Origin of the sequence: Bradyrhizobium sp. ISRA464, assembly GCF_029910095.1 — a bacterium.
In the GTDB taxonomy this organism is placed as follows: Bacteria; Pseudomonadota; Alphaproteobacteria; order Rhizobiales; family Xanthobacteraceae; genus Bradyrhizobium.
This window is the reverse complement of record NZ_CP094526.1, coordinates 7,489,630-7,512,979: the sequence shown is the minus strand read 5'-3', so window position 1 is coordinate 7,512,979 and position 23,350 is coordinate 7,489,630. Positions and strand designations below refer to the sequence as shown.

18 protein-coding genes are annotated in these 23,350 nt (G+C 60.8%); 5 read left to right on the top strand and 13 right to left on the bottom strand.

Features of this window, described 5'->3' with window-relative positions:
* Nucleotides 1-20: 20 nt before the first annotated feature.
* The 12 genes from MTX19_RS34740 to MTX19_RS34685 all read right to left on the bottom strand — a co-directional run bounded on the left by MTX19_RS34740 (nt 21) and on the right by MTX19_RS34685 (nt 15,620).
* A complete protein-coding gene (locus MTX19_RS34740; RefSeq protein ID WP_280981226.1) occupies nt 21-1,169 on the bottom strand; it encodes an HlyD family secretion protein in 1,149 nt (382 codons plus the stop codon).
* Nucleotides 1,170-1,198: 29 nt separating this feature from the next.
* Entirely contained in the window at nt 1,199-2,380 is a 1,182-nt protein-coding gene (locus MTX19_RS34735; protein WP_280981225.1) for a patatin-like phospholipase family protein, read from the bottom strand.
* A gap of 32 nt (nt 2,381-2,412) precedes the next feature.
* A complete protein-coding gene (locus tag MTX19_RS34730; RefSeq protein ID WP_280981224.1) occupies nt 2,413-3,213 on the bottom strand; it encodes an acetoacetate decarboxylase in 801 nt (266 codons plus the stop codon).
* A 78-nt stretch (nt 3,214-3,291) separates the two neighbouring features.
* Complete coding sequence (locus MTX19_RS34725) at nt 3,292-4,497, bottom strand: NAD(P)/FAD-dependent oxidoreductase (RefSeq protein ID WP_280981223.1); 1,206 nt, start codon at nt 4,495-4,497, stop codon at nt 3,292-3,294.
* 118 nt (nt 4,498-4,615) lie between these two features.
* On the bottom strand, nt 4,616-4,906 hold the full coding sequence (locus tag MTX19_RS34720) for a hypothetical protein (RefSeq protein WP_280985691.1): 291 nt from the start codon (nt 4,904-4,906) through the stop codon (nt 4,616-4,618).
* A 101-nt stretch (nt 4,907-5,007) separates the two neighbouring features.
* Nucleotides 5,008-5,958 (bottom strand): AraC family transcriptional regulator, encoded by a 951-nt coding sequence (locus MTX19_RS34715; protein WP_280981222.1) that lies wholly within the window; start codon nt 5,956-5,958, stop codon nt 5,008-5,010.
* Nucleotides 5,959-6,010: 52 nt separating this feature from the next.
* Complete coding sequence (locus MTX19_RS34710; protein WP_280981221.1) at nt 6,011-6,961, bottom strand: AraC family transcriptional regulator; 951 nt, start codon at nt 6,959-6,961, stop codon at nt 6,011-6,013.
* Nucleotides 6,962-7,237: 276 nt separating this feature from the next.
* Nucleotides 7,238-9,352 carry an ATP-binding protein gene (locus MTX19_RS34705; RefSeq protein ID WP_280981220.1) on the bottom strand — a complete coding sequence of 705 codons (2,115 nt, stop codon included), beginning with the start codon at nt 9,350-9,352 and terminating at the stop codon, nt 7,238-7,240.
* Between the two features lie 491 nt (nt 9,353-9,843).
* Nucleotides 9,844-10,494 carry a response regulator transcription factor gene (locus MTX19_RS34700; RefSeq protein ID WP_280981219.1) on the bottom strand — a complete coding sequence of 217 codons (651 nt, stop codon included), beginning with the start codon at nt 10,492-10,494 and terminating at the stop codon, nt 9,844-9,846.
* 185 nt (nt 10,495-10,679) lie between these two features.
* Entirely contained in the window at nt 10,680-11,654 is a 975-nt protein-coding gene (locus tag MTX19_RS34695) for an alpha/beta hydrolase (RefSeq protein WP_280981218.1), read from the bottom strand.
* A gap of 185 nt (nt 11,655-11,839) precedes the next feature.
* The gene (locus tag MTX19_RS34690; protein ID WP_280981217.1) at nt 11,840-14,779 is read right to left on the bottom strand and encodes a winged helix-turn-helix domain-containing protein; all 2,940 of its coding nucleotides are present in this window, start codon (nt 14,777-14,779) and stop codon (nt 11,840-11,842) included.
* Between the two features lie 91 nt (nt 14,780-14,870).
* Nucleotides 14,871-15,620, bottom strand: coding sequence for an SDR family oxidoreductase (locus MTX19_RS34685; protein WP_280986153.1), 750 nt, complete (start codon nt 15,618-15,620; stop codon nt 14,871-14,873).
* 143 nt (nt 15,621-15,763) lie between these two features.
* Here MTX19_RS34685 and MTX19_RS34680 point away from each other — a divergent pair, with 143 nt between their 5' ends.
* The 4 genes from MTX19_RS34680 to MTX19_RS34665 all read left to right on the top strand — a co-directional run bounded on the left by MTX19_RS34680 (nt 15,764) and on the right by MTX19_RS34665 (nt 21,031).
* Nucleotides 15,764-17,341 (top strand): winged helix-turn-helix domain-containing tetratricopeptide repeat protein, encoded by a 1,578-nt coding sequence (locus MTX19_RS34680; protein ID WP_280985690.1) that lies wholly within the window; start codon nt 15,764-15,766, stop codon nt 17,339-17,341.
* A 560-nt stretch (nt 17,342-17,901) separates the two neighbouring features.
* The gene (locus MTX19_RS34675) at nt 17,902-18,363 is read left to right on the top strand and encodes a flavin reductase (RefSeq protein ID WP_280984979.1); all 462 of its coding nucleotides are present in this window, start codon (nt 17,902-17,904) and stop codon (nt 18,361-18,363) included.
* A 38-nt stretch (nt 18,364-18,401) separates the two neighbouring features.
* Nucleotides 18,402-19,985 carry a 4-hydroxyphenylacetate 3-hydroxylase N-terminal domain-containing protein gene (locus MTX19_RS34670; protein ID WP_280981216.1) on the top strand — a complete coding sequence of 528 codons (1,584 nt, stop codon included), beginning with the start codon at nt 18,402-18,404 and terminating at the stop codon, nt 19,983-19,985.
* A gap of 146 nt (nt 19,986-20,131) precedes the next feature.
* Nucleotides 20,132-21,031 carry a dioxygenase gene (locus tag MTX19_RS34665; protein ID WP_280981215.1) on the top strand — a complete coding sequence of 300 codons (900 nt, stop codon included), beginning with the start codon at nt 20,132-20,134 and terminating at the stop codon, nt 21,029-21,031.
* Between the two features lie 21 nt (nt 21,032-21,052).
* Here the strand turns inward: MTX19_RS34665 and MTX19_RS34660 are convergent, their stop codons facing one another.
* The gene (locus MTX19_RS34660; RefSeq protein WP_280981214.1) at nt 21,053-22,000 is read right to left on the bottom strand and encodes a LysR family transcriptional regulator; all 948 of its coding nucleotides are present in this window, start codon (nt 21,998-22,000) and stop codon (nt 21,053-21,055) included.
* A gap of 87 nt (nt 22,001-22,087) precedes the next feature.
* Between MTX19_RS34660 and MTX19_RS34655 the strand changes: the two genes are divergently transcribed.
* Nucleotides 22,088-23,206, top strand: a complete 1,119-nt coding sequence (locus MTX19_RS34655) for a maleylacetate reductase (protein ID WP_280981213.1) — start codon at nt 22,088-22,090, stop codon at nt 23,204-23,206.
* The last annotated feature ends 144 nt before the right edge of the window (nt 23,207-23,350 follow it).

Genomic DNA, 23,350 nt, shown 5'->3' with positions numbered 1-23,350 from the left:
TGCGAGGGAGGGTGCGTCGTTCAGCTGCGGGGCTCGCCGCCACGCGACGCGAGCCGCTTTTTGGCTTCGCGCTCGGCGACAACGGCCGATTTGGTGTTGACGGTCGGCTCGGCTGACATGCCGGGGCGCAGCAGACCGTTCAGGCTCTGATCGTCGAGCACGATCTTCACCGGCACGCGCTGCACGATCTTGGTGAAGTTGCCAGTGGCGTTGTCGGGCGGCAGCAGCGCGAATTCCAGACCGCTCGCTGGCGAGAGGCTATCGACATGGCCCTTCAGCCTGGTCGAATGGAAGCTGTCGACCCGCAGCTCGACCGGCTGGCCATCGCGCACATGGGTAAGCTGGGTTTCCTTGAAATTGGCGACCACATAGACCTGATCGAGCGGCACCACTGCCATTAGCTGCGTTCCGGCCTGCACATATTGGCCGACGCGGAGCGTCCGCGCGCCGACCGTGCCGTCGACCGGTGCCGTGATCTGCGTGTAAGAGAGGTTCAGCGCCGCCTGCTGTTCGACGGCGCGGGCGTGATCGAGCTGCGCAACGGCCTTCGCGCGTTCGGTTGCGAGCACCTCGATCTTCTTGTTGGCGGCCATCAGACCTGCCTTGCCCTGCTGCAGCTGCGCGGTCTGTGCGCGCAACGCCGCGTCGGTCTGCTGGGCGCGTTGAACGGTACCTGCTCCAGTTTTCATGAGCTCGTCGTAGCGGGCGCGCTCCTGCTGAGCGAACTTCAGATTGGCTTCGGTCGCGTCGACCTCGGCGGCCTGCTGCTGAATCAGCGGTTCCTGCAATTCGATCTGTGCGTCGAGGTTCTTCACCGCGGCTTCGGAGGCTGCAACGTCGGCCTTGGCCTGGTTCAGGGCGGTCTTGAAGTCGCGGTCGTCGATCCGCGCCAAGAGCTGGCCGGCCTTCACCGGCTCATTGTCGGAAACCAGCACTTCGGCGATGTAGCCGGAGACCTTTGGCGCGATGATCGTGGAGTCCGCTTTGACATAGGCGTCGTCGGTCGTTTCCAGGTAGCGGCCGGTCGTGACGTAGTAGTGGCCGAAAGCGGCAGCGCCGGCGACGCCGAGCGCCGCGGCGAACGCGAGCGCTGCCCGCCGGATCGCCTGACGCGACGGAGATAGACGGGTTTTTGCCTTCTGTTCAGCGGAATAGGAAAGGGTTGACATGGCACATTCTCCAACACGTGTGGGGGTCGCTAGATCTCAATCGCGCGATGGACGTCGTGCGTGACGATGCCGACCTCGGGAGCTGGCGGGTCGAGGCGACGCGGGTCGGCCAAGGTGCGGCGGATGTCGTCCAGTCCACTCTGCCAGTGGGCGCGCATTGCACTCAGCCCGAACTCGTAGTCCTTGGACTGGCCCTCATAGATTTTGGACTGGTAGATCAGGTGGATGATGTTGTAGGAGCGGCGACGGGCCATCTCCGCGATGGCGCGGATTTCTGGATCCTGCTTTGCGGTTTCCGGTAAATGTTCGAGCGTCCGCTGCAAGGCTTGACGCATCTTCTGCATTCGCAACGCTTGGTCCGTGATGGCGCGCGTGCGGCTCGAATACTGGATGTCCTTCTGTCGGCTCGACAGCTCCATCATGTCGTGGGGGACACGGCCCTTGGCCGACCAGAGATCGACTTGAAATGTCAGCGTGTCACGCGGCTCGCTGGACAGCACCCGCGAGAGCGGGGTGTTCCAGACGACGCCGCCATCCCAATAATGTTCGCCTTCGATCTCGACTGCGGGGAAGCCCGGCGGCAGAGCGCCGGAAGCCATGAAATGCTTCGGTCCCAGCCGGCGTTCAGTCGTGTCGAAATAGGTCAGATTGCCTGTGCGGACGTTGACCGCTCCGACGCTGACGCGCACCTCGCCCGAATTCAACCGATCGAAATCGACGAGCCTCTCCAGCGTCTGGTTCAGGGGTGACGTGTCATAGAAGCTTGTCGCTCCATCGCCTGAAAACGGCGACCAGAACGGGGGCGGGAAGCGCGGCTTGAAGAAGCCCGGCTGCCCCTGGAACAAGGCCCTCATCGCGGCAAACGCGTTGTGCATCGAGCGTAGGTCGAAAGCGAATGGCAAGGCATCAGCCAGCCCTTCGCCGGCAGGCCATCCCACCGGACAGGCACAGATGGTCTCCCAGAACTCGCGTAGTCGCTCGATCCGCTGGTCCTCAGGGGAGCCGGCGATGATGCACGCATTGAGTGCTCCGATCGAGATGCCGGCCAACCAGTTCGGCCGGATACCTGCTTCGTGCAGGCCCTCGTAGACTCCGGCCTGATAAGCTCCTAGAGCTCCGCCGCCCTGCAGCACCAAGGCGACGACATCGTAGGGCAGCGGTCTGAATGCCTGCGGCACAGAACTGATTTGCTCGCGCATCACCTTCAGCATTTTACAAACTCCCGATATTGCGGCTGATGCGATCAGCCTGCGTTCGCTTCGATCAAGATTTCGGATTCGGACCCGCGTCGTCGCACAGCCACGCCGGGGGACAGGTAGTCGTGGACCACGGTGCCAAGCCCGAGGGTCAGGTCGGCAATGATGTGCTTCGCCGACAGCACTTGAAGGACCGGCAGCTCGGCGACAGGGGCTAGCGCATGCGAATACAGGTCGAGCGCCGCCGGCCCGGTCCATGCGCCCTTCACGCTGATGTCTTCGAGATGGAAGCGCACGAGCTCGCAGACGCGCGCCGTGCCATCGACATGCGGGATGATCTTGAGCAGGAAATTGGGTGCGGCGAGCTTCCTTGCTTCGGCCTCGATGTCGAGGGCGCGGTGCTTATAGCCCATGGTGCCGGTCGCGATGCGAACCGAGCCATAGTTCAAGGTACCGACCAGCGTGTCGATCTCGACTGCGAGCTTCGGCTGCGCCAGCTTCTTGGGAAAGCCCCACAGCTCACGCCCGCCTGCAATGGGCGGATGATCATTGAGGAACATCTGATGGGTGAAGCTGCCAGCCTGACCATGATAGGACACCGGGATGACCTGGCCGCTTTCGGTGTAGTCGCCGAAGCCGGTTGAGTCAGGCATGCGGATGAATTCGTAATTCACCACCGGTTCGGTCAGCTCGAGCGGTGCCGGCACGATCCGACGCAGGACCTCGGGATCCGTCCGGTACTGGATGATGAAGTACTCGCGGTTGATGAAGCGATAGGGGCCGGGTGGAAAGGCCGGGTTGGTCAGCGGCATGGCGAACGCCGTCGCGCGCACGGTCTCGTGTTTCATCGTGGTGAGCTCCAATTGGTCGATGGTGATCGGGCCGTGCTGATGTGGGGTCAGCGCGGCCCGTTTCGCGTAACTCGCCTACACTTCGCCGACGTGCTCTGGATTGGCCGAGGCCAGTGCGGCCGCACGCTCTGCTCGGGGCGGATAGATCCACACGGTGTTGATCTGCTGCTTAGTCTTCTTCGCCTCGGCGCCGACCAGCTCGAGCTTCCTATCCCAGCCTCGCGTGAAGATCGCACCGGCCTCTCCCAGGTCGAGACACGTGGCGTACCCCTCCTGGTGATACGGCCTGGTCGGTACTCCCAAGAGCTCCGCGGCGGCATTGTTGCCGGCGAAGGCGCCCATCCGCGTCGCGTGCTGGCACGACATCAGCGCGTAGTTGCCGAGATCATCGCAGGCGGCTCTCGCAGCATCACCGGTGGCGAAAACGCCAGGCACTCCCGGTACGCGCAAGTCGCGGTCGACAAGCAGCCGGCCGAGACGGTCGCGCTCGGCGGGAATCTGCGCGGTCAATGGAGCGGCGCGCATGCCCGCTGCCCAGATCACGGTCTCGGTTTCGATGCGTTCGCCGGAAGTCAACGTGACGCCGGATTTGTTCAGCGACGCCACGCCGGTACCGACTCGGGTTTCCACACCGAGCTTGCGCAGCGCATCTTCGATGATGGGGCGAAGACCTGCGCCCATATCGGGAGCGACCGCACTATTCCGATCGACGATGACGACACGCGGCGTGGCATCCTTGCCGAGGATCGCACGAAACCGCGTGGGCATCTCGGTTGCCGCCTCGATGCCGGTGAACCCGCCGCCGGCAACGACGACCGTGTCGCGTCCGTTCTTTGCTGGCCGATCGGCCAGACTGTGAAGATGCCGGTCGAGCGCAATCGCATCGTCGAGCTGGTCGACGCTGAAGCCATGCTCGGCAAGCCCGGGAATATTCGGACGGAAGAGCCGACTGCCGGTGGCCACGACCAGCCGGTCGTAGGATAGGCTCTTCTTCGCAGCTTTGATACCGACGATTTCCACCGTGCGAGACTTGGTGTCGACCGTCTCGGCGCTGCCTTGCACGTAGACGACGTCGATGGCCTTGAGGACATCTTGGAGAGGCGCCGTCAGCGTCTCTGGCTTCCGTTCGTAGAGCCGTGGGCGAACCACCAGCGTCGGCTGTGGTGCAACCAGCGCGATCTCGAGTTCTTCCGGGGAAGCGCCCTGGATGTCCCGCAGGCGTGCAGCGGAAAGTGCAGCGTACATGCCGGCGAAGCCGGCGCCGATTATGACAAGTCGCATGTGATCTACTCCTGTGGTTGATCTTTCCGGGCATAGGCGCGTTGCCGCCGCCGCTCCTTTGGTGGCGGCTCCTTGTGGTCAAGGACGACGCGAAGACGTGAAACGAAATCGTTAGGTCTTAAGGAGCAGGGCAGCTCGACGACGCCCGCAGCGTCCAGTGGCGGCGAAAGAAAATCGGCTCAGCGGCATTCGGGCCTCCCCAGTCGGCGTAGGGAAGCGGGGCACGATCGTTGGTCATGATGGACATCGCCGGATTCGTCCTTTGCAGGGACCGCGGTGGAATTTCCACCTCCTCGCCGGTTGCCGAGGTGAAGCGAACTGCCAACGAAAGTCCGTATACGATGGCGGTTGCGACGAGCCTCCGTCGCGGCGAGACTGCAGGGAAGCTGACGAAGTTTTTCCAGATCATTGTTTATCTCCGTCGATCGTTGGTGTGGACATAGCGATGGTCTAGCCGATCAGGTCTGCAACTGCGCCAGAGCGATTGCGGCACCTGCAGAGCGATTGCTGCTACCGCATGCGCCTTCGCCAATCGCTCGGGGTTTCGCCGGTCAGCTTCCTGAACGCCGCGGTGAACGCAGTTTGGGAAGCGTAGCCAAGTCGCGCGGCCACCAACGAGATCGACGCGTCGGTATCGCACAGCATATTCATGGCTTGCTCGAGCCTGTGCTGGCGCAGCCAAGCATGAGGCGAAAGCCCGGTGCTTTCCTTGAAGGCCCGGCTGAAGTGGAAGCGCGACAGGCCGGCCTCCGATGCCAGCGCAGCGAGTGACACGTCAGCATCCCTGTCCGAGCGCAGACGGTCTATGGCGCGGCGCAGAGCATGGGGAGAAAGCCCACCCCTGACCGGATCGAACGTGGTTGGCGCCCCCGTGTGCTCAGCCAGGATGCGCGTGGCCAGGAGATCCGTCAGTTGCTGCCTGAACAGCGTATCCAGGGCTGCATTGCCCTCCAGCACATCCGCCGCACTCATCAGCAATTGGGATGTGATGGGGTCAGGATGCGCCGTCCGCTCCAGAAGATCGCGAGGAGCGGGCGCGTCGGCTTCGCGCGCAATGCGCTCGAGCTTTGTGTGCGGAAGATAGAGCTGGATAACATCGACAGCGCCGGGAATATCCCATCTGGCGCTTGAACCAGCCGGAATGATCGTCACAACTCCGGAACGCGCCGTTCCAATCGCAACCGATTTCCCGCTGCGCCGCTCCAGGCGCTGAACGCCCGTGGGGTAGGTCATGATGACGTGGTCGGTCATCGGCTCGACCACGTCGTGCAGAGCTGCATGCTTCCAATGGGCGATCGCGCCACTGGAGGGGTCTGAAGCCATGCAGAGCGGAGCGGTTTTGAGGACGCGTGCCATCTCCACATCGGCAGGACGCCGCTCGGCGACCGGCGAGTCGCTGTGGTGCGCGCTGGGTGCGACAAGCAGAGCCTTCAAAGGATCGTTCAGGATCGGCTTGTTCATGCAGCTGTCCTCGCGTTCGGAAGGCACTTCGTTACCTGCAGAGCGATTGCTACTAACGCACGCGTCGCCGCCAATCGCTCGGCGTTTCCCCAGTAAATCGCCTGAATGCCGCAGCGAAGGCCGTTTGCGAGGCATAGCCAAGCTCCGCCGCAACCAAGGCGATCGATGCGTCGGTGTCGCGCAGCATGTTCATGGCCTGCTCGAGCCGGTGCTGGCGCAGCCAGGCATGAGGTGAAAGCCCGGTGCTTTCTTTGAAGGCGCGGCAGAAGTGGAAGCGCGACAGGCCGGCATCGGAAGCCAGGGCATCTAGGGAGACGTCCGCATCGCTGTCCGAGCGCAAGCGTTCGATGGCACGGAGCAGGACTTTCGGCGAAAGCCCACCCATGGTCGGCTGAAACGTGGTTGGCGAGCTCGTGTGCGCAGCCAGGAGGCGCGTGGCCAACAGGTTTGTCAGCTGATGCCGGAACAGCATATCCAGGGCCCCATTGCCCTCCAGCACACCGGCTGCGCTCAAGAGCAATCGGGATGTGGTGGGGTCGGGATGCGCCGTTCGCTCCAGGAGATCGATCGGCGCGGCGGTCTCGGCTTCGTCGGCAACGCGCTTCAGCGTTGCGTGAGGAAGATAGAGCTGAACGACATCAACAGGTTTCGGAATATCCCAACGGGAGCTTGATCCTTCCGGAATGATTATCACGACCCCGCGACGAAACGTTCCCGTCGCAACCGATCTTCCTGACCGCCGCTCCATGCGCTGCACCGAGCCGTTGTAGGCCATGATGACGTGGTGGCTCATGGGCTCGACGACGTCGTGCAATGGTTCATGTTTCCAGTGGGCGATCCCGGCACCGGAGGAGTCCAATGCCATGCGGAGTGGTTTGGTGTGAAGCACGCGCGCCATCTCCATATCGGCGGGACGATGTTCGGCAGCCGACAAATCGTTCTGGCGTGCGCGAGGCGCAACTGGCGCAGCCCTCAAACGCTCGTGCGAGATCGGCTTGCTCATGGACTTGTTCTCCCGTCAGGAATGCACCGCGCTCGTTCTGCGCAGGGCCTTGGGTGGGCGTGGAGCCCTTAACTGTGGTGTGTTTGCAATATTGATGGCATGCGCCCGCGGACGGTATCGTGCAGCGAGTCTAGGCTTGTTGTTTCAAGCGGACAGGCTGACCTGTACCTTGGGATAGGTTGAACATGCCAAGCTTTAGAAGGTTGGACAGCACGCATCCTGCCGGTGGATTATCTCGGGTCTCTGCGCCGATTCCGCCCGAGATGAAGGGGAGGCTCATTGAAGCGGCGGGTGGGTCTGCTGAATGATGTTGGCCGCATCAGACGTGGCGCCGGGCCCCATTGATACCGGGAGCGTGAAGCGAAAATGAGCGCCGCCGTTCGAACGATTTGAACCTGAAATGCTGCCGCCGTGCGCCGCAATGATCGATTGGCAAATGGCGAGCCCAATGCCAATGCCTGAATCCTTGGTGCTGAAGAAGCGGTCGAAGATGTGCTCCAGATCCGTGGCGGCAATGCCCGGCCCATTGTCAAAGATGGAAAAGACAACCGAACCGTCGTCATCGATCGAAGTCTCAATATCGATCCGCCGCGTTGGTTGTCCCGACTGCGCAATCGCCTGGACGCTATTGACAAGCAGGTTGATCATGACTTGCTGCAGCTGAATGCGATCGCCCATCACGCGGGGAAGGCCAGAGCCAAATGTTGTCGACAGAGCGATCGACTTCGACTCCATGTCGTGGCGGCTGAACAGGAGAGCTTCTTGAACGACCTCATTGAGGTCGATGAGACGCTTCTCTGGCTCCTGTTTCACTGCCATGCCTCGGATGCGCTGAATGATTTCACCAGCACGACGGGCGTTCGATACGACCCTGGAAGTGAGCTGGGTGACCTTTTCTATGTTTTGATCGGCGCGCGCCAGCCATCTCAGGCTCGTCTCGGCGTTGGTCAAGATTGCTGTAAGCGGCTGGTTGATCTCATGTGCGATGGAAGTCGCAAGTTCGCCGAGGGTTGCGATGCGCCCAGCATGCGTGAAGTCGGCCTGCAGCTTCCGAACCTGCCGTTCTGCATTCAGCCGTTCACTAATGTCCTGCATGGTTATAAAGGTTGTATCCAGCTGCTCGGGCGGCACCGGATATGTGACCGTGAACAGGACATCGATGATTGTGCCATCGAAGGCCAGAATCTTTGTCTGTTCGATAAAGTTACGTCGACGTTCGAAATGAGCAACCATGACCCGGTTCGCGAGCCCGGGGGCGGCGGCAAAAATATAACGAACAGGCTTTATGAGGTCGGAAGCATTGCTGGCACGAAACAGTGATATCGCATCTCGATTCACCTCCGTTACGTGCACAACATCCTTCGCGTGTTCGACAAGGTCGGGATTCTCATCAAGATAGGCTCCGATATCGCGGACGCCATTTGCCTTCAATTGGTCAAAGACCTCGTCCGCCCGCCGGGAATCAACTTGCCAGAGAGCGGTCGGTAGATACTGAATCAACTTGCGATATCTCTCCTCGCTCGCCTGCAGTTCCCAAGAGCTGCGATCGTCGTTTGGCGCGCCGTTGATCGTTACAAATACAGAGCCGAGGGGCTTGGGCTCGGCAGCGTGCCATGCTCTGATGATAGCGTCGCGTGCGGCTCCGCTTAAGACCATTTTGCGTGTCTCGAGACGCGAGCGATCGCTTGCTACACTTTCAATCAAGGTAGCGAGTACTGAACGACTTTCTGCCGGCCAGAACGCGCCAACCCGCTGACCGATCATCTGTTCCTGACCGGCATGCGCTCCGAACATTCGCACCGCGCGATCATTGACGGCAGAGATCCGAGTTGCGGTCAGCAGCTCTTCAACCCACTCCGGATGCTGCTCGAGATCGACACTTATGCCACGACTTCTAAGCTCTGTGATTGTGTCGAGCAGAAGTCGTGCAGACGAGGTATCGAGCTCCCAGCAAGGGGCGAGGCTGCCCTGCAGCTCGGCATCCAGGCGCATGGTCGCCGCTTGGGAGATCTCGCCTGCATTCCTCCCGAATTCAACAATATCCAGAACGGTGCCATTCGCGTCCCGCCTTGCAATTTGCCGCACGGCGGCTGCCACCTTGGTTCCGGCCTGATTGCGCCGGTGGACCACACCTTCCCATCGGCCTTCCTGCAGCAGCGTACGGATGTGTTCAGCATCGTGCTCACAGAACGCTTCGTAACTCTGCCCGATCATGGCCATGGCCGGCCATCCATAAAGAGCTTCCGAAGCAGCATTCCAATACTGAATGACACCGTGGGCGTCGCTCACGATCACGCTTTCAGACGCGAAGTCTGACAGCTGGAAAGGGAGCGGAAAGATGAAGGGGTGTTCGTTTTCGCCCGTCAGGACTTTGTGAGTGGTGCTAGTCATCGGAAATCGTCCCTTGTCCGTCGTCCTCAGGGGGTGGGCTCGCCTGACTCAAGGCCGACTGCAGATGACGAAGGAGTGCTTCACTGCTTATTGGTTTTGTCAGATATGCGTGGGCGCCGTCTCTCATTGCGCGCGATCGGGCCGTCCGGCTCGTGTCGGCGGTAACGACGATGACCGGTATCGAGGAGCCGATGCTCCGCAGCCGCCGCAGCAGGTCGAGGCCGCTACGGCCCGGCATGCTTACATCGGTTATCAAGCAATCGAACCTGCCCGGGACGTATTCCGCCATGAAGGCCTCCGCTCGATCGAAAGTGCGACATGATACATCCTGCACCAGAAGGAGATCGGAAAGGGCCTCTCGCACAGCTTCATCGTCATCTATGATTGCGACTATAGGCGCCTTAGACAAACGGATGACTTTCGCTAGCATGGCCCAAATGGCCATTTGCTCATCTGGCCCATTGCTGGCGGGATTATAACCATCCTTTGGTCTAGGGTGATCTTTCCTCTCGGATCTTCGCAGGCAACAATTCCCAGATGCGAATGAGCTGACCAACGGTGGTTGCCTGCATCTTCTTTGTCACGTTGCCGCGGTGCAGCTTTACCGTGATCTCGCTAATGCCCAGTTCGAACGCGATCTGTTTGTTCAGGCGACCCTTGACGACTTCGCGCAAGACTTCGCGCTCGCGCGGCGTCAACTTTGCGTAGCGGTCGATGTGCTGTTTGACGAGCCGGTCCGCGTTTCTTTGCGAGATATCTTTCTCGATCGCAGCCGCGACCGCGTCGAGGAGCGTCTGATCTCTTACAGGCTTCGTAAGGAAGTCAACGGCTCCCGCCTTGATCGCTTGCACCGACATTGGGATGTCGCCGTGACCTGTGAGGAAGATGATCGGTCGCCTATTGCCGTTTGAGGCGAGATGCTGCTGGAGATCCAGGCCGCTTGCTCCCGGCATGCGAACATCGAGGATCAGGCAACCAGGGCGCTCTGGAAGATCGGCGTGCAATAGTGCCTGTGTTGATGCAAAGCAGCATGCGTCGATTCCCACGGACAGAAGAAGTTCTTGAAGCGCAGACCGGATCTCCTCATCGTCGTCCACGATCAAGACGAGTGGGTGGTCTTTATTGTCGGCAGTCGTGCTCATGGGAAAGCTCGGCAAGTGTGGTAAAGCAGATGAGCGGGCGGATGCGGTTCTCCCAACCATTGCGTGGCCTCCTTATCGCTCCTGCTCCCTTATCTGTCGTTGCCTTTTTTACCCGACCGGCGCTCGTTCTAGGCAGCGTCCACGTCTGGCACCTTTCCTAAAACGGCCATGCATTGTCCGATCCTTCATTCAAGAATGGACCGGAGAAGGGCGTTGGTCTGCGCAATAGCGCCTCGAGCTGCAGGCGTATCGGCCAAGGCGTTGAGCATGACGAAATCATGAATGGTGCCGTTGTATCTCGTACAGGTGACGCGTACGCCCGCGCGAGCCAATTTGCGCGCGTAGCACTCACCCTCATCACGAAGCACGTCGTTCTCGGCAACTATGATAAGCGCATCCGGAAGGCCAGTCAGCTGATCAATCGAGGCGTTGAGTGGTGCCGCGGTGATCTGCTTGCGCGCGGCAACGTCAGGAAGATAGGCGCTCCAGAACGATTCCATCGCTTGCTTGGTCAACCACGGACCATTTTCGAACGAGGCGTAAGACACGGTGTCGAACGTTAAGCTGACGGCGGGATAGAACAGCACCTGCACGTCTATCTTGGGGCCGCGCCGCTCCTTCGCCATGAGAGTGACAGCGGCGGCCATGTTGCCGCCGACGCCGTCGCCAACGATGGCCAAGCGCGTCGAATCGATTCCTAGATGCCCAGCATGCTCTACGACGTATTTAGTGACGGCATAGACTTGTTCGATTGCTACTGGATATTTGGCTTCCGGCGAGCGATTGTAATCCACGAAAAACAACGCAACGTGCGCACCGACCGCGATTTCCCGAATCAAGCGGTCGTGTGTCTCTTTGTCGCCGAAAGTCCAACCGCCATGGACGTATACCAATGCAGGCAGCGTTTCACTTGCTCTCTCCGGTCGGACGATGCGAATTGGCACCGCTCCAGTGGGGCCGGTAGGGACTACGAGATCCTCAAAGCGCACGGCGGGCTTGCCGATCATGCCTGATTGGATGTCCGCCAGAAATTGTCGCGCGTCTTCGGGCGTCATTTCGCGCATCACCGGGCCGTCAGCGATCGCATCGACAAACTGCTGCGTCAGGGGCTCAAGCAACGCTGCGTCAGGGATAGTTGCTAGTGCAGCTTTCTCAGGCATCGATCTTCATCCGAAAAGCAGCGCTCGACAGCATCATGAGCACTCCCGCGATGAAAGCCTAAACAAAGCTTGTGAATTCTCGCAAAATTCCGAAGGAGGCGTGAAACCTCCCCACGAAGCATTGTGAATTGTCGTGAAATCTCAGTAGGGGATGTGAAACGGCCAGCTTTGGACTCAGTCTGGGGCTAGCGATGTCCCGAGAGTTCATCCAGTAGACTCTTCGCGACCTTAAGATCGTTGGTTTCGAAGCCCTCATTGAAGCGGCTATAGAGCGGCGAGAGCAGCTCGTACGCTTCGCCGACCTTCCCCTGATCTTGCCACAGTCGCGCTAGGCCAGTTGTGGTGCGCAGCTCCCACGCGAGAGCCTCCTGGGTTCGGGCTAACTCAATCGACCCCAGAAAATCTTCCTCGGCCTTGCGCGCAGCGTGATTGGCATCCCGCTGCAAAACGACTACACCCCTGATCCGCAACAGCTCCGGGCTGCACCAGCGCTCCTCGCTCTGCTCGCTTCGTATGATCGCCTCATCGATCGTGGCGTGTGCCAGTGACGTGTCTCCGGCGACCGCCAGCCCCTCGGCCAGCGCGCCCAGGAAGGTCGTAAGATACTGCACAAATCTGGCTCGACGTAGCTGGTCGATACCAGCCTTAAGCTGCTGCAATCCGGCAGCGAGATCGCCGCGCTTGACCTGCAGTTCTCCTCCGAAACAGCGGCCGTACGCGCGCCAGATATCGAGCTCATCGCTGGCAGTCTGATCGAGCAGCATCTTTGTATAGCGCTCCGCGGCCGACAGATCGCCGGCCATGAGAGCAACCGGACACGCCGCTTGAGCAAGCGCGTTGCAGAGCGAAAGCCTGTGATTGATCGAAAGGGCCTCTTCGACATTAATCTCGACACAGCCTAACGCCTGATCCGCAAACCCTTGCAGCCATAGCACTCGCGCGAGCGTAATGCGTGCTGTCACCCGCTGGTCGAATTGGAAGCGCACCGCATGTGATCGACGGACCGGAGCTACGTAGCGCGCAAGCATCAGCTCAATGTGCTGTCTCGCACTCGATTGTTTGCCCAGGAAATGCAGCGCCACACCTGTCAATCGGTCGCCGAGCAATCGATCATTGACATCAGCCGTCTTCTCGGCAACGGAAGAAAAACGCTTTGCGAGGGCCAGAGCTTCGCCGAACTCTCCCCGATTAACTCGCGAAGCCCACATTCCCCAGAGCGCCCGTAAACGGTAATCAGTATCGTCCAACGCATCCGCGATTTCGAACGCAGTCGTCCACGCCGCTGCCGTGTCCCGGGCCGAGGCCGTTGTGTACATTTGCGACCAGGCGACCGCAGCGTAGAGGAGCATCCGGCGGCGGTCATCTCTCGTTGTGTTTTCCTCCAGCGTAGCCAGCGCACGCTCGGCCCGCGTACGACATTCCTCCATCAGCGACATCTCGAACCAAAGGGGCACCGCCGCTACAGTCAGCTCTATACCGAGCCCAACATCGCCGCCCGGCGAAAAGGTCCAATCAAGCGCACTGCGAATATCGTCGATCTGGGGAGCATGGGCGGACAACCATTCGGTCGTGGACCAGGTCTCCCACGCAGCATGAGCCCGTTCGAACCGGTCGAGCTGGTAAAGCGCGTGCCGCCTCCTCACACCTTGCGTTTCGCCATCCTCCGTCAGCCTTTTCAGGGCGTAGGCTCGCGCTGTATCGGTTAGGCGATAATATACGGTCGCGGCTCCCACATCCGCTATGACCAGCGACTTCTCGACAAGATCGGCAACGATCTCATCTACCTCGGACGAAATAATCGTGGCGTCTCCAGCGATGGCGCCTGCAGCTTCCATCGTAAAGCGCCCAGCAAAAATACCCAGCCGGCGCATGACGACGCGTTCGATTTCGGAAAGCAATTCGTAGCTCCAATCAAACGCTGCACGAAGCGTCTGATGCCGTGGCAGAGCGGTGCGCCGACCGCGTGTCAACAGATGAAATCGATCGTCCAGACGACTGGCGACTCCGCGAACCCCGAAGACGTTAACGCGACATGCAGCAAGCTCGATTGCTAGCGCGATTCCGTCGAGCCGACGGCAAATTTGCGCGACAATTGGGACATCTTCATCCTTGAGCTCGTATCCGCCGGCGCTCGCGGCCGCACGCTCGACAAAGAGTTGTACGGCCGGGTAGCTAAGCGCTTCCGTAACGGTAAGTCGTGCCTCGGCAGGAGCGGTTTCCAGTGGCGGGAGGCGCTGCACGCGCTCATCTTCGGCACGTAAAGGTTCTCGACTGGTCGCAAGGATGTGAACACCCGGTGCTCCTTTCAACAGTTCTTCAGCCAACGCTGCGGCTGCCAGCAAGACATGCTCGCAGTTGTCGAACAGAAGCAGCATCTGCTTGTCCTTCAGAAAGGAAGTTAGTGCGGGGTATGGATTCTCCGAGCGGATGGCCACGCCAAGCACAGAAGCGAGCGCGCTTGGCACAAGCTGGGGATCGTTGAGCGGGGCAAGGTCAACAAATCGTCCACCATCTCTGTAAGAGGCAATCAGCTGGTCGGCGACCGCTAGAGCCACCGTGGTCTTGCCGATTCCGCCCGGTCCGACAATCGTAACGAAACGGCCTCGCTGCAATCGACTGCTCACCATGGCAACGATATCAGCGCGGCCGATCGGTCGGGTGAGGCGGTCGGGCAAGTTGTGCCCTTTATGGGCGGTGGCGGGGAAGGCTAGGGCTGCATCGCCCGTGGACCGTACAACCGTTGCAACGAAGCGATACCCCCGACCAGGCACCGTGATGATGTAATTCTCACCGGTCCCACCCTCCGCGAGCGCGCGCCGCACGGTAGTGATTTGAGCTCGAATATTCGATTCTTCGACGGTGAGGCCAGGCCACACGCGAGCAGTGAGTTGATCCTTGTCGACCACCTGGCCAGCGTGCTCGACCAGGGCTACGAGAATTTCAAAGGCTCGACTTCCGAGCGGAACCGGATTTTCGCCCTGAAGGAGAAGTTGCTGTCGCGGGAAAAGACGGAATGGGGCAAAGGTAAAAGTAAGCTCGACGGACGCGCTTACATCACTACGTCCGTTAGCTTCCGTCACCGATGTAGAAGGACGATCACGGTCGCCTCTGTTAGCGGGTGCCATTTTTTTGGCTCACCTCGTTGAGAGCAGCTAGCACACCACGGTGGAGCCGGTCAAATGTCACGGTCCATCTCAAGTCGGACATCGCGCGCGTTCACTTGCGGAGCCGGACCAACCAGTCCTCGAACCGCATGGAGCCGAGCCGGGGGTCGTGGCCCGGCGTGAGAGAGCGATCGTCCAGCTCTGCGCCGAAATAGCGAGCGTGGATGTCGGCGGCGACCCTGCGCGGATCCTTCGTCGCGGCGAAGTAGCGCCGGGCGAATTCATCAAGGCTCAACCGTTCCGGACCGGCCAACTCAACCACACCGTTGACGGGAGCGCTGAGCGTGGCGTCGGCGAGGGCCGCAGCGACATCGTCCGACGCAACCGGCTGAAACAGCGCAGGCGACATTCTGGCGATTTGGCCATCCGAACAGGAATCGATGATCCCGCGGACGAACTCGAAAAATTGGGTTGCCCGCAGGATAGTGTAGGGAATCTTCGCCGCCCTGATCAGGTTCTCCTGCGCCAGCTTAGCGCGGAAGTAGCCGCACTCCGGAAGGCGGTCGGTCCCGACGATGGACAGCGCGACGTGGTGCCCCACTTTGGCGGCGGCCTCGGCAGCGAGAAGATTGCGGCCCGAGGTTTCGAAGAACTTCAGAGCCGCGTTGTCCTCGAAGGACGGTGAGTTCGCGGCATCGACGACAATCTCGGCACCGGAAAGGGCCTTGTCGAGACCTTCGCCCGTGATCGTGTTGACGCCCGTACTGGGAGCGGCTTGAATTACTTCGTGGCCTTTCCTGCGGAGCTTGCCCGCGACCTTGGTCCCGATGAGGCCGGTTCCGCCGATCACAACAATCTTCATCACTTTCCCTCGATTTAGCTGACCGCCAATGGTCTTCTTCCTGAAGGCGAGGGAGATTGCGTCCATGCGGGGGCAGAAATCCTTGTGGCCACCCTGAATTGCGGTTGAATTTTCCTTGGCTTCTTGTCCAAGCGGAGAGGGAAGTGCCGTTCCTATTCGAAAATTATTGCCTCGACGCCGATCGGCGCGAGCTCAGGCGAGGCTCGGAACTGATCGCGATTGGACCGAAGGTGTTCGATCTTCTGCTCTTTCTGGTCCAGAACCGGGAACAGGTTGTGACAAGAGACGATCTCCTGCAGGCGGTGTGGGATGGACGGATAGTGTCCGAATCCACGCTGACAAGCCACATCAACGCGGTGCGCAAGGCGATCGGGGACACCGGCAGGGACCAGCGCCTGATCCGGACGGTTTCTCGCAAAGGCATTCGGTTTGTCGGCAAGATCGAAGACCTGGAATTACCCGCCAATATCCCGGTCACGACCTCGGACATTGCGGGTGAGAAGCTGACGCCGGTCCTGGCCCTGCCGAATTCCCCGTCGATCGCGGTCCTGCCGTTCCGGAATCTCAGTGGCAACGTCGAGCAGGATTATTTTGCAGATGGCGTCGTCGAGGACATCATCACGGCCTTGTCGCGCATTCGCTGGCTGTTCGTGATCGCCCGCAACTCAAGCTTCACCTACAAAGGCAGGACCGTGGACGAGAAGCAGGTGGGGCGCGAGCTTGGCGTGAGGTATGTAGCTGAAGGCAGCGTGCGCCAGTCCGAAAGCCGGATCCGTATCACGGGGCAGCTCGTCGATGCGACAACCGGCACCCACCTTTGGGCCGAGAGGTTCGAAGGCACACTCGACGACATCTTCGAGCTTCAGGATCAGATCACGACCAGCATCGTCGGAGCGATCGCCTCCCAGCTCGAGCGGGCGGAGATCGAGCGTGCCAGGCGCAAGCCGACCGGCAGCCTCAGTGCCTACGATAACTATTTGCGTGCCATGCCTCACCTCCATCGAGGAACACGGGAGGCGATCGATAATGCACTGCCGCTGTTCTACGAGGCCATGCAGCTCGATCCAGAGTTTGCCTCTGCCCATGCCATGGCCGCGTGGTGTCATTTCTGGCGGAAGATAAATGGTTGGATGGCCGACCGGCCGCAGGAAATCGCGGAAGGCGTTCGATTGGCGCGCCTCGCGGTGGAATTGGGCAAGGACGACGCCGTCGCGCTCACGAGGGGTGGACACGCGCTTGCCCACCTCGCCGGTGAGGTGGATGGCGGCATCGCGCTGATCGATAAGGCGCTGGTGCTCAACCCTAATCTTGCGGCGGCCTGGTTCCTGGGCGGCTTTCTCAGAACGGTGCGCGGTGACCCCGACGCTGCCATCGAATTTTTTACGCGCGCCATGCGTTTCAGCCCGCTCGATCCGGAGATGTTCCGGATGCAGGCAGGTCTGGCGCTGTCGCATTTGTTTGCGGGGCGCTTTGATGCGGCCTCCTCATGGGGAGAGCAATCGTTCAGGGAAGCGCCAACCTTCTTGGCTGTCGTTGCCATCATTGCCGCAAGTCACGCGCTCGCCGGTCGAACTGAGCAAGCGCGGACTGCTGTAGAACATCTGTGGACGCTGGATCCCACGTTTCGTATCGCCAGTCTCCAAGGATGGATTCCGATCCGACGACCGGAGCATCTCGCCCGCTTCGAAACCGGCCTGCGGCTGGCGGGGCTACCTGAGTGACCTCCCTTTGATCCGCAGCAGGCACTTCGGATGGGCGTAGTGAATCGCGCGCCAACGGCGGTTCCTAGCGCATCAACAAAGGGCGCCAAGCGAATTAGGCTGCCCGCCGATAAGAAAACAAGGCTTCGCTGCGGCCGCCGCGGTTTCCGACCTGACGCTTGTCGTTATCGCCAGCTGCAATGCCTCCCTTCCAGTGTGCGGCATTTCACGATGCCGAAAATCTGCTGCGCGCCGGCAATAGGCCGTCTTTTGTGACGCGCAACGAGCCGGACGCGCGACGGCACCGCCGGCAATTTCTATTCCTGTAAGGCAATACTCCCCATAGCCGTGCCACGGATGGCGCGGCGTTTGCGGTTGCGACAAGGTTGCCTCAACAACAAGAAAGAATCTTCGTGCAACGACGCATTGGGATCCGTACTGCCGGAAAGCTTATGGAGAGGAAGATGCTAGCGCACACAGAAACCCGGTCTCCGGCCGGCAGCGTCCGCCCGGACAGGCAAGTCCAGGCCTTCATTCAGAACAATGCGTCGCGGGCTAGCGCAGGTGAGTTCCGTGAAGCCATGTCCCGCGTCGCTTCATCGGTCTCCATTGTCTCCACCGACGGCCCTCATGGTATAGCCGGCTTCACCTGCTCGGCCGTGTGCTCCGTGACCGACGAGCCGCCCACCATTATGGTGTGCGTCAACCGCAAGAGTGCGGCAAATGCCGTCATCAAGTCGAATGGCGTGCTCTGCGTCAGCAGCCTTGGCGCCGACCAGGTGGAGCTGTCGCAGATTTTCGCAGGCGTCGGCCGAGTCCCGATGAACGAGCGGTTTGCCGGTCCGAACTGGGCTTTGCTCACCACCGGCTCGCCCTACTGCAAGACCTCACGCGTCGCTCTCGATTGCCGAGTGGCCGACATTCGAGAGGTCGGCACGCACAGCGTGATCTTTGCCGAAGTGCTCGCCACCGCCCATGCCGACGGTAACGAGCCTCTGATCTATCACAGCCGCAATTACGCAACCCTCCGGCACATGGCTTGAGCCAGCTGCCACCGATCGCGAACACACAGGAGCTGACGATGCTACGCACTGGCGCACAATATCTGGAAGCCCTCAATGACGGCCGCAACGTCTGGGTCGGCAACGAGAAGATTGACAACGTTGCAACCCATCCGAAGACCCGCGATTATGCCAGGCGTATCGCCGATTTCTACGACCTGCATCACCGCAAGGACCTGCAGGACGTCATGACCTTCGTCGACGAGGATGGCGTGCGCCGCTCGATGCAGTGGTTCGGCCACCGCAACAAGGAGGAGGTGCGGCGCAAGCGCAAGTATCACGAGACCATCATGCGCGAGCTTGGCGGCACCTCGTTTCCGCGCATGCCTGATACCAACAACTATCCACTCCTGACCTATGTCGACGACCCGCAGCCCTGGGAGAACGCCGCGATCGGTGCCGAGGGGCGGGGACTTGCGAAGAACATCGTCGACTTCTTCAAATTCGCCAGGAATAATGACCTCAATTGCACCCCGCAATTCGTCGATCCGCAGGCCGACCGCTCGACTACGGAGGCGCAGGCGCGTTCACCGGCACTCCGCATCGTCGAGATGAATGACGAGGGCATCATCGTCGACGGCATCAAGGCAATCGGCACGGGCACGGCTTTCGGCGACTGGATCCACATCGGCGTGTTCTTCCGTCCAGGCATTCCGGCGGAACAGATCATCTTCGCCATGACACCAGTTAATACCAAGGGTGTCACGGTGGTGTGCCGCGAGAGCACCGTGAAGGACGATCCGGTTGAACACCCGATGGCTTCGGCCGGCGACGAGCTCGATAATCTGACGATCTTCGATCATGTCTTCATCCCCTGGAAGTATGTCTTCCATATTGGTAACCCGGATCACGCCAAGCTCTATCCGCAGCGCGTATTCGACTGGCTGCATTATCACGCGATCGTCCGCCAGATGGTACGCGCCGAGCTGATGGCCGGGCTCGCCATCCTGATCACAGAGCATATCGGTACCAGCAAGATCCCAGCCGTGCAGACGCGGGTGGCAAAATTCGTCGGCTTCCACCAAGCGATGATCGCGCATGTAGTGGCGTCCGAAGACCTCGGCTTCCACACTCCGGGCGGTCACTACAAGCCGAACATCCTGATCTACGATTTTGGCCGCGCCTATTATCTCGAGCATTTCTCTTCGATGATGTACGAGCTGCTTGATCTCTGCGGGCGCAGTGCGTTGCTGTTCCCGTCAGAAGGGCAGTGGAGGGACACCAAGCTCGGACCGTGGCTCGAGAGGCTCAACACCGGACCGAATGGCAAGCCGCATGATCGGCTCAAGATCGGCCGCGTGATCCGTGATCTCTATCTCTCGGACTGGGGCGGCCGTCTCTTCATGTTCGAGAACTTCAACGGCACGCCGCTGATGGCGATCCGCTCGCTGACCATGCAGCGCGCCGAGTTCTCCGGCGCCGGCCGCTACGTCGAGTTCGCGCGCCAGGTCTGTGGCATCGAACTGAAGCAGGATGCCGCGACCGAATACAGCACCTCTGCATCCTACGCCCGCGCGCAGGACGCCGGCGCACCGGCGAGCGCAATAGCCTCTACGCCGCTCCGGAAAAGGGCGATCGGAGAGCTGACCGATCCGCGCATCTAGCACGCTGATCGCGGACGCCGGAAAAGCCTGGCGTCCGCGGTGCCGCTTTGAGGCCGACATCTTTCCCGGCTCGTGCTGGCGCGCGAGCAGGAACTTGCAAGCTAGGCACACGCGCAATCGTTCCTTGCGCATATCAGGAGGACGCCATGCCCTACGTCACCGAAACGACCATCACCGACATCGTGCTCGAGCGCTGGAAAGCCGTACCGGATCGGAGGCTGCGGCAGATCATGCAATCGATGATCACGCATTTGCATGCTTTCGTTCGCGAGATCGAGCCGACGGAAGAGGAGTGGATGGCCGCGATCGAATGGCTGACCCGAACCGGGAAGCAGTCGAACGACAAGCGGCAGGAGTTCATCTTGGCCTCCGACGTGGTCGGCGTCAGCATGTTGGTCGACTGCATCAACAATCGCCTTTCGGGAGAAGCGACGCCGACCACGGTGAAAGGGCCGTTCCACGTGCATGATTCGCCGAATCTTGCCGATGGTGCTGACATCGCCAACGGTGCCCCGGGCGAGCCCTGTTATATTGTCGGTTCGGTGCACGGCGTGTGTGGCGCGCCGATTGCCGGCGCCACGCTCGACATCTGGCAGGCCGACGGAGAGGGGCTCTACGACGCCCAGCGCGGCAGCGACGAGCCGTGGATGCGCGGCATCTTCAAGTCGAGCAACGACGGCCGGTTTGTGGTGCAGACCGTGCTTCCGGTCCCCTACTCGATTCCTATGGATGGCAGCGTCGGCGAGGTGATGAGCCGTACCGAGATCAGCCCAATGCGGCCGTCGCATATTCATTTCCTGATCGAGGCGAAAGGTCATCATCGCCTAGTCACGCATCTGTTCAAGAAGTCCTGTCCCTATATCGAGACCGACGCGGTCTATGGCGTGAAGGCGCCGCTGATCGTCGAATTCAGATTGATGCCGGCGGGCAGCACAACGCCGACCGGCAAGACCGCGAATCAACCGTTCTGGTTGCTCGAGTATGACTTCGTGCTGCAACCGGCGGAGATTGCTTCGGCCGCGGCGCCGGCGAGCGTTGCAGCCTGACATCGCCCATGACGGCGGAAGCTATCGCTTCCCTCTCGGCGGCTTGCCACCGAATTCGGCATGGAACACCGCGCGTAGCCATTGGTTGCCGGGGTCGCGATCGAAGCGTTCATGCCAGTATTGCGCAATCTCGAAGGCCGGCAGCTTGACCGGCGGCTTTGCGAGCTGCATGTCGAGCTCGCGCGCCAGCACGGCTGCGACCGGTCCCGGCATCGTAGCGACCGCGTTAGTGTTCTTGGCAAGGATCGCGGCCGCGGTGAACGTCGGCACGTGCGCGATGATGCTTTTCGCTGGCAATTGTCCTTCTAGCGACCGCTCCGCCACCTGATGCGGATGGCCGGTGCCTGCTGCGGTGATGAAAATGTGCTGCTCCTCCAGGAATTCGGCGAGCGACGGCGATCGGCCGAGCCGGGGATGACCCTTCTGGAAGATGCACATGTGTTGGCCGGAGAACAGCTTCTGCCGCCGGATGCCGGGAATCAGCAGCGGGAATTCGCCGATCGCGAGATCGATCTCGCCGGACTCGAGCGAGGTGTGCAGGTTTTGCAGTCCGATTTGGGCGGCACGCAAGCGCACACCGGGCGCGGAGCCGAGCAACGTCTTGATGACGGGCGGCAGCATCACGATCACGCCCGCATCGAGCGTAAATACGCGAAACACGCGCGTCGACTGCGATGCGTCGAACCGCGTCTGCTCGCTGCGCAGCCGCTGCAGGCCATCGAGCAGCGCGCGCACCGGCTTCTCGAGTTCCAGCGCCTTGGCCGTTGGCTCCATGTGCAGCGCGACGCGGACGAACAGGGGGTCCTTGAAATAGAGGCGAAGGCGCGCCAGCGTCTTGCTCAGCGCCGGCTGCTGGGTATGCAGTGCCTCGGCGGCGCGCGTGATGCTGCGCTCGCGAAACAGCACGTCGAGCACCCGCAGCGCGTGTAGGTCGAGATCTTCAGCGTGCTTTCCCGGAATAGTCTTCATATCTGCCCGGGCGATAGCTTAGCCGCGCCATTCCCGCTACGCTAGCGCCACTTGCGAGATGAGGCCGAAAAAGAAAACGGAGCTCATATGAAGTCTTTTATCTTCGAAGCCTCGCCGGGACGCGTCGTGTTCGGAGCTGGCGCCCTCGATCACTTGGCGTTCGAAATCGAACTGCTCGGCGCACGCCGCGCGCTGGTGCTGTCGACGCCCCAGCAAGCGGAGCTGGCGAACAATCTGTCGGTGCGTCTCGGTGACCGGAGTGTCGGCATCTATCCACATGCCGTGATGCACGTCCCCGTCGAGGTCGCCCAGAAGGCGATCGAGGAGGCTGACCGGCTCGGCGCGGATTGTGTGGTGGCGGCCGGCGGCGGGTCGACCATCGGTCTGGCCAAGGCTATCGCGCTGGAGTCGGCGCTCCCGATCCTGGCGGTGCCGACCACCTACGCCGGCTCCGAAATGACTCCTATCTACGGATTGACCGAAGCGGGACTGAAGAGGACCGGAAAAGACCGGCGGGTTTTGCCGAAGGCTGTGATTTATGATCCCTATCTCACCCTGGATCTGCCGTTGACCATGTCGATCACGAGCGGGTTCAACGCGATCGCACACGCGGCCGAAGCTCTATATGCAGAAAACGCCAATCCGATTACGAATCTGATGGCGGAGGAAGGTATCCGTGCGCTCGCGCGTGGCTTACCGGGCGTGAAAGCAAATCTTCGAGACGTTGACAGCCGTAGCGATTGTCTCTACGGCGCCTGGCTTTGCGGTGCCGTGCTGGGAATGTCGAACATGGCGCTGCATCACAAGCTCTGCCACGTGCTGGGCGGTACCTGGAATTTGCCGCACGCCGAAACTCACACCGTCATCCTGCCGCATGTGCTCGCCTACAACGCCGCCGCCGCACCGGATGCGATGAAGCGACTCGAGCACGCTATGAATGCACAGAACGCGGCGAGCGCAGTTTTTGCGCTCATGCAGAGATTGGGTGCGCCAATGTCGCTAGAGGAGATTGGCATGAAGCGTGCCGATCTCCCGCGTGCGGCATCGCTTGTAATGCAGTTGCCGTACTATAATCCGCGGCCAGTGACTTACGATGGCGTTTTAGCTTTGCTCGATGACGCGTTCGTGGGACGTTGTCAGTATGTTGGATCGGCCGAAACTTACGGCGAAGTCTCTGGTCTTTCTTCGTCGCCGCGACCCCTCTGAGCCGCGTCTCGCACGAATGGCAAACTTCAGCGGACTATTAAGAAGCCGCTTCGCGGGCAGGGCTGCCCTCCAATAAGAAAACAGCGCTGCCACAATGGTGGGTATCGCGTAGCGGACCACTGGCTCGACCCCCCGACGCCTCGG

Bases quoted from the DNA above. Each gene is read 5' to 3' on its own strand.
- MTX19_RS34740 (WP_280981226.1), bottom strand. From the start codon at position 1,169: ATGTCAACCCTTTCCTATTCCGCTGAACAGAAGGCAAAAACCCGTCTA.
- MTX19_RS34735 (WP_280981225.1), bottom strand. From the start codon at position 2,380: ATGCTGAAGGTGATGCGCGAGCAAATCAGTTCTGTGCCGCAGGCATTC.
- MTX19_RS34730 (WP_280981224.1), bottom strand. From the start codon at position 3,213: ATGAAACACGAGACCGTGCGCGCGACGGCGTTCGCCATGCCGCTGACC.
- MTX19_RS34725 (WP_280981223.1), bottom strand. From the start codon at position 4,497: ATGCGACTTGTCATAATCGGCGCCGGCTTCGCCGGCATGTACGCTGCA.
- MTX19_RS34720 (WP_280985691.1), bottom strand. From the start codon at position 4,906: ATGATCTGGAAAAACTTCGTCAGCTTCCCTGCAGTCTCGCCGCGACGG.
- MTX19_RS34715 (WP_280981222.1), bottom strand. From the start codon at position 5,958: ATGAACAAGCCGATCCTGAACGATCCTTTGAAGGCTCTGCTTGTCGCA.
- MTX19_RS34710 (WP_280981221.1), bottom strand. From the start codon at position 6,961: ATGAGCAAGCCGATCTCGCACGAGCGTTTGAGGGCTGCGCCAGTTGCG.
- MTX19_RS34705 (WP_280981220.1), bottom strand. From the start codon at position 9,352: ATGACTAGCACCACTCACAAAGTCCTGACGGGCGAAAACGAACACCCC.
- MTX19_RS34700 (WP_280981219.1), bottom strand. From the start codon at position 10,494: ATGAGCACGACTGCCGACAATAAAGACCACCCACTCGTCTTGATCGTG.
- MTX19_RS34695 (WP_280981218.1), bottom strand. From the start codon at position 11,654: ATGCCTGAGAAAGCTGCACTAGCAACTATCCCTGACGCAGCGTTGCTT.
- MTX19_RS34690 (WP_280981217.1), bottom strand. From the start codon at position 14,779: ATGGCACCCGCTAACAGAGGCGACCGTGATCGTCCTTCTACATCGGTG.
- MTX19_RS34685 (WP_280986153.1), bottom strand. From the start codon at position 15,620: ATGAAGATTGTTGTGATCGGCGGAACCGGCCTCATCGGGACCAAGGTC.
- MTX19_RS34675 (WP_280984979.1), top strand. From the start codon at position 17,902: ATGTCCCGCGTCGCTTCATCGGTCTCCATTGTCTCCACCGACGGCCCT.
- MTX19_RS34670 (WP_280981216.1), top strand. From the start codon at position 18,402: ATGCTACGCACTGGCGCACAATATCTGGAAGCCCTCAATGACGGCCGC.
- MTX19_RS34665 (WP_280981215.1), top strand. From the start codon at position 20,132: ATGCCCTACGTCACCGAAACGACCATCACCGACATCGTGCTCGAGCGC.
- MTX19_RS34660 (WP_280981214.1), bottom strand. From the start codon at position 22,000: ATGAAGACTATTCCGGGAAAGCACGCTGAAGATCTCGACCTACACGCG.
- MTX19_RS34655 (WP_280981213.1), top strand. From the start codon at position 22,088: ATGAAGTCTTTTATCTTCGAAGCCTCGCCGGGACGCGTCGTGTTCGGA.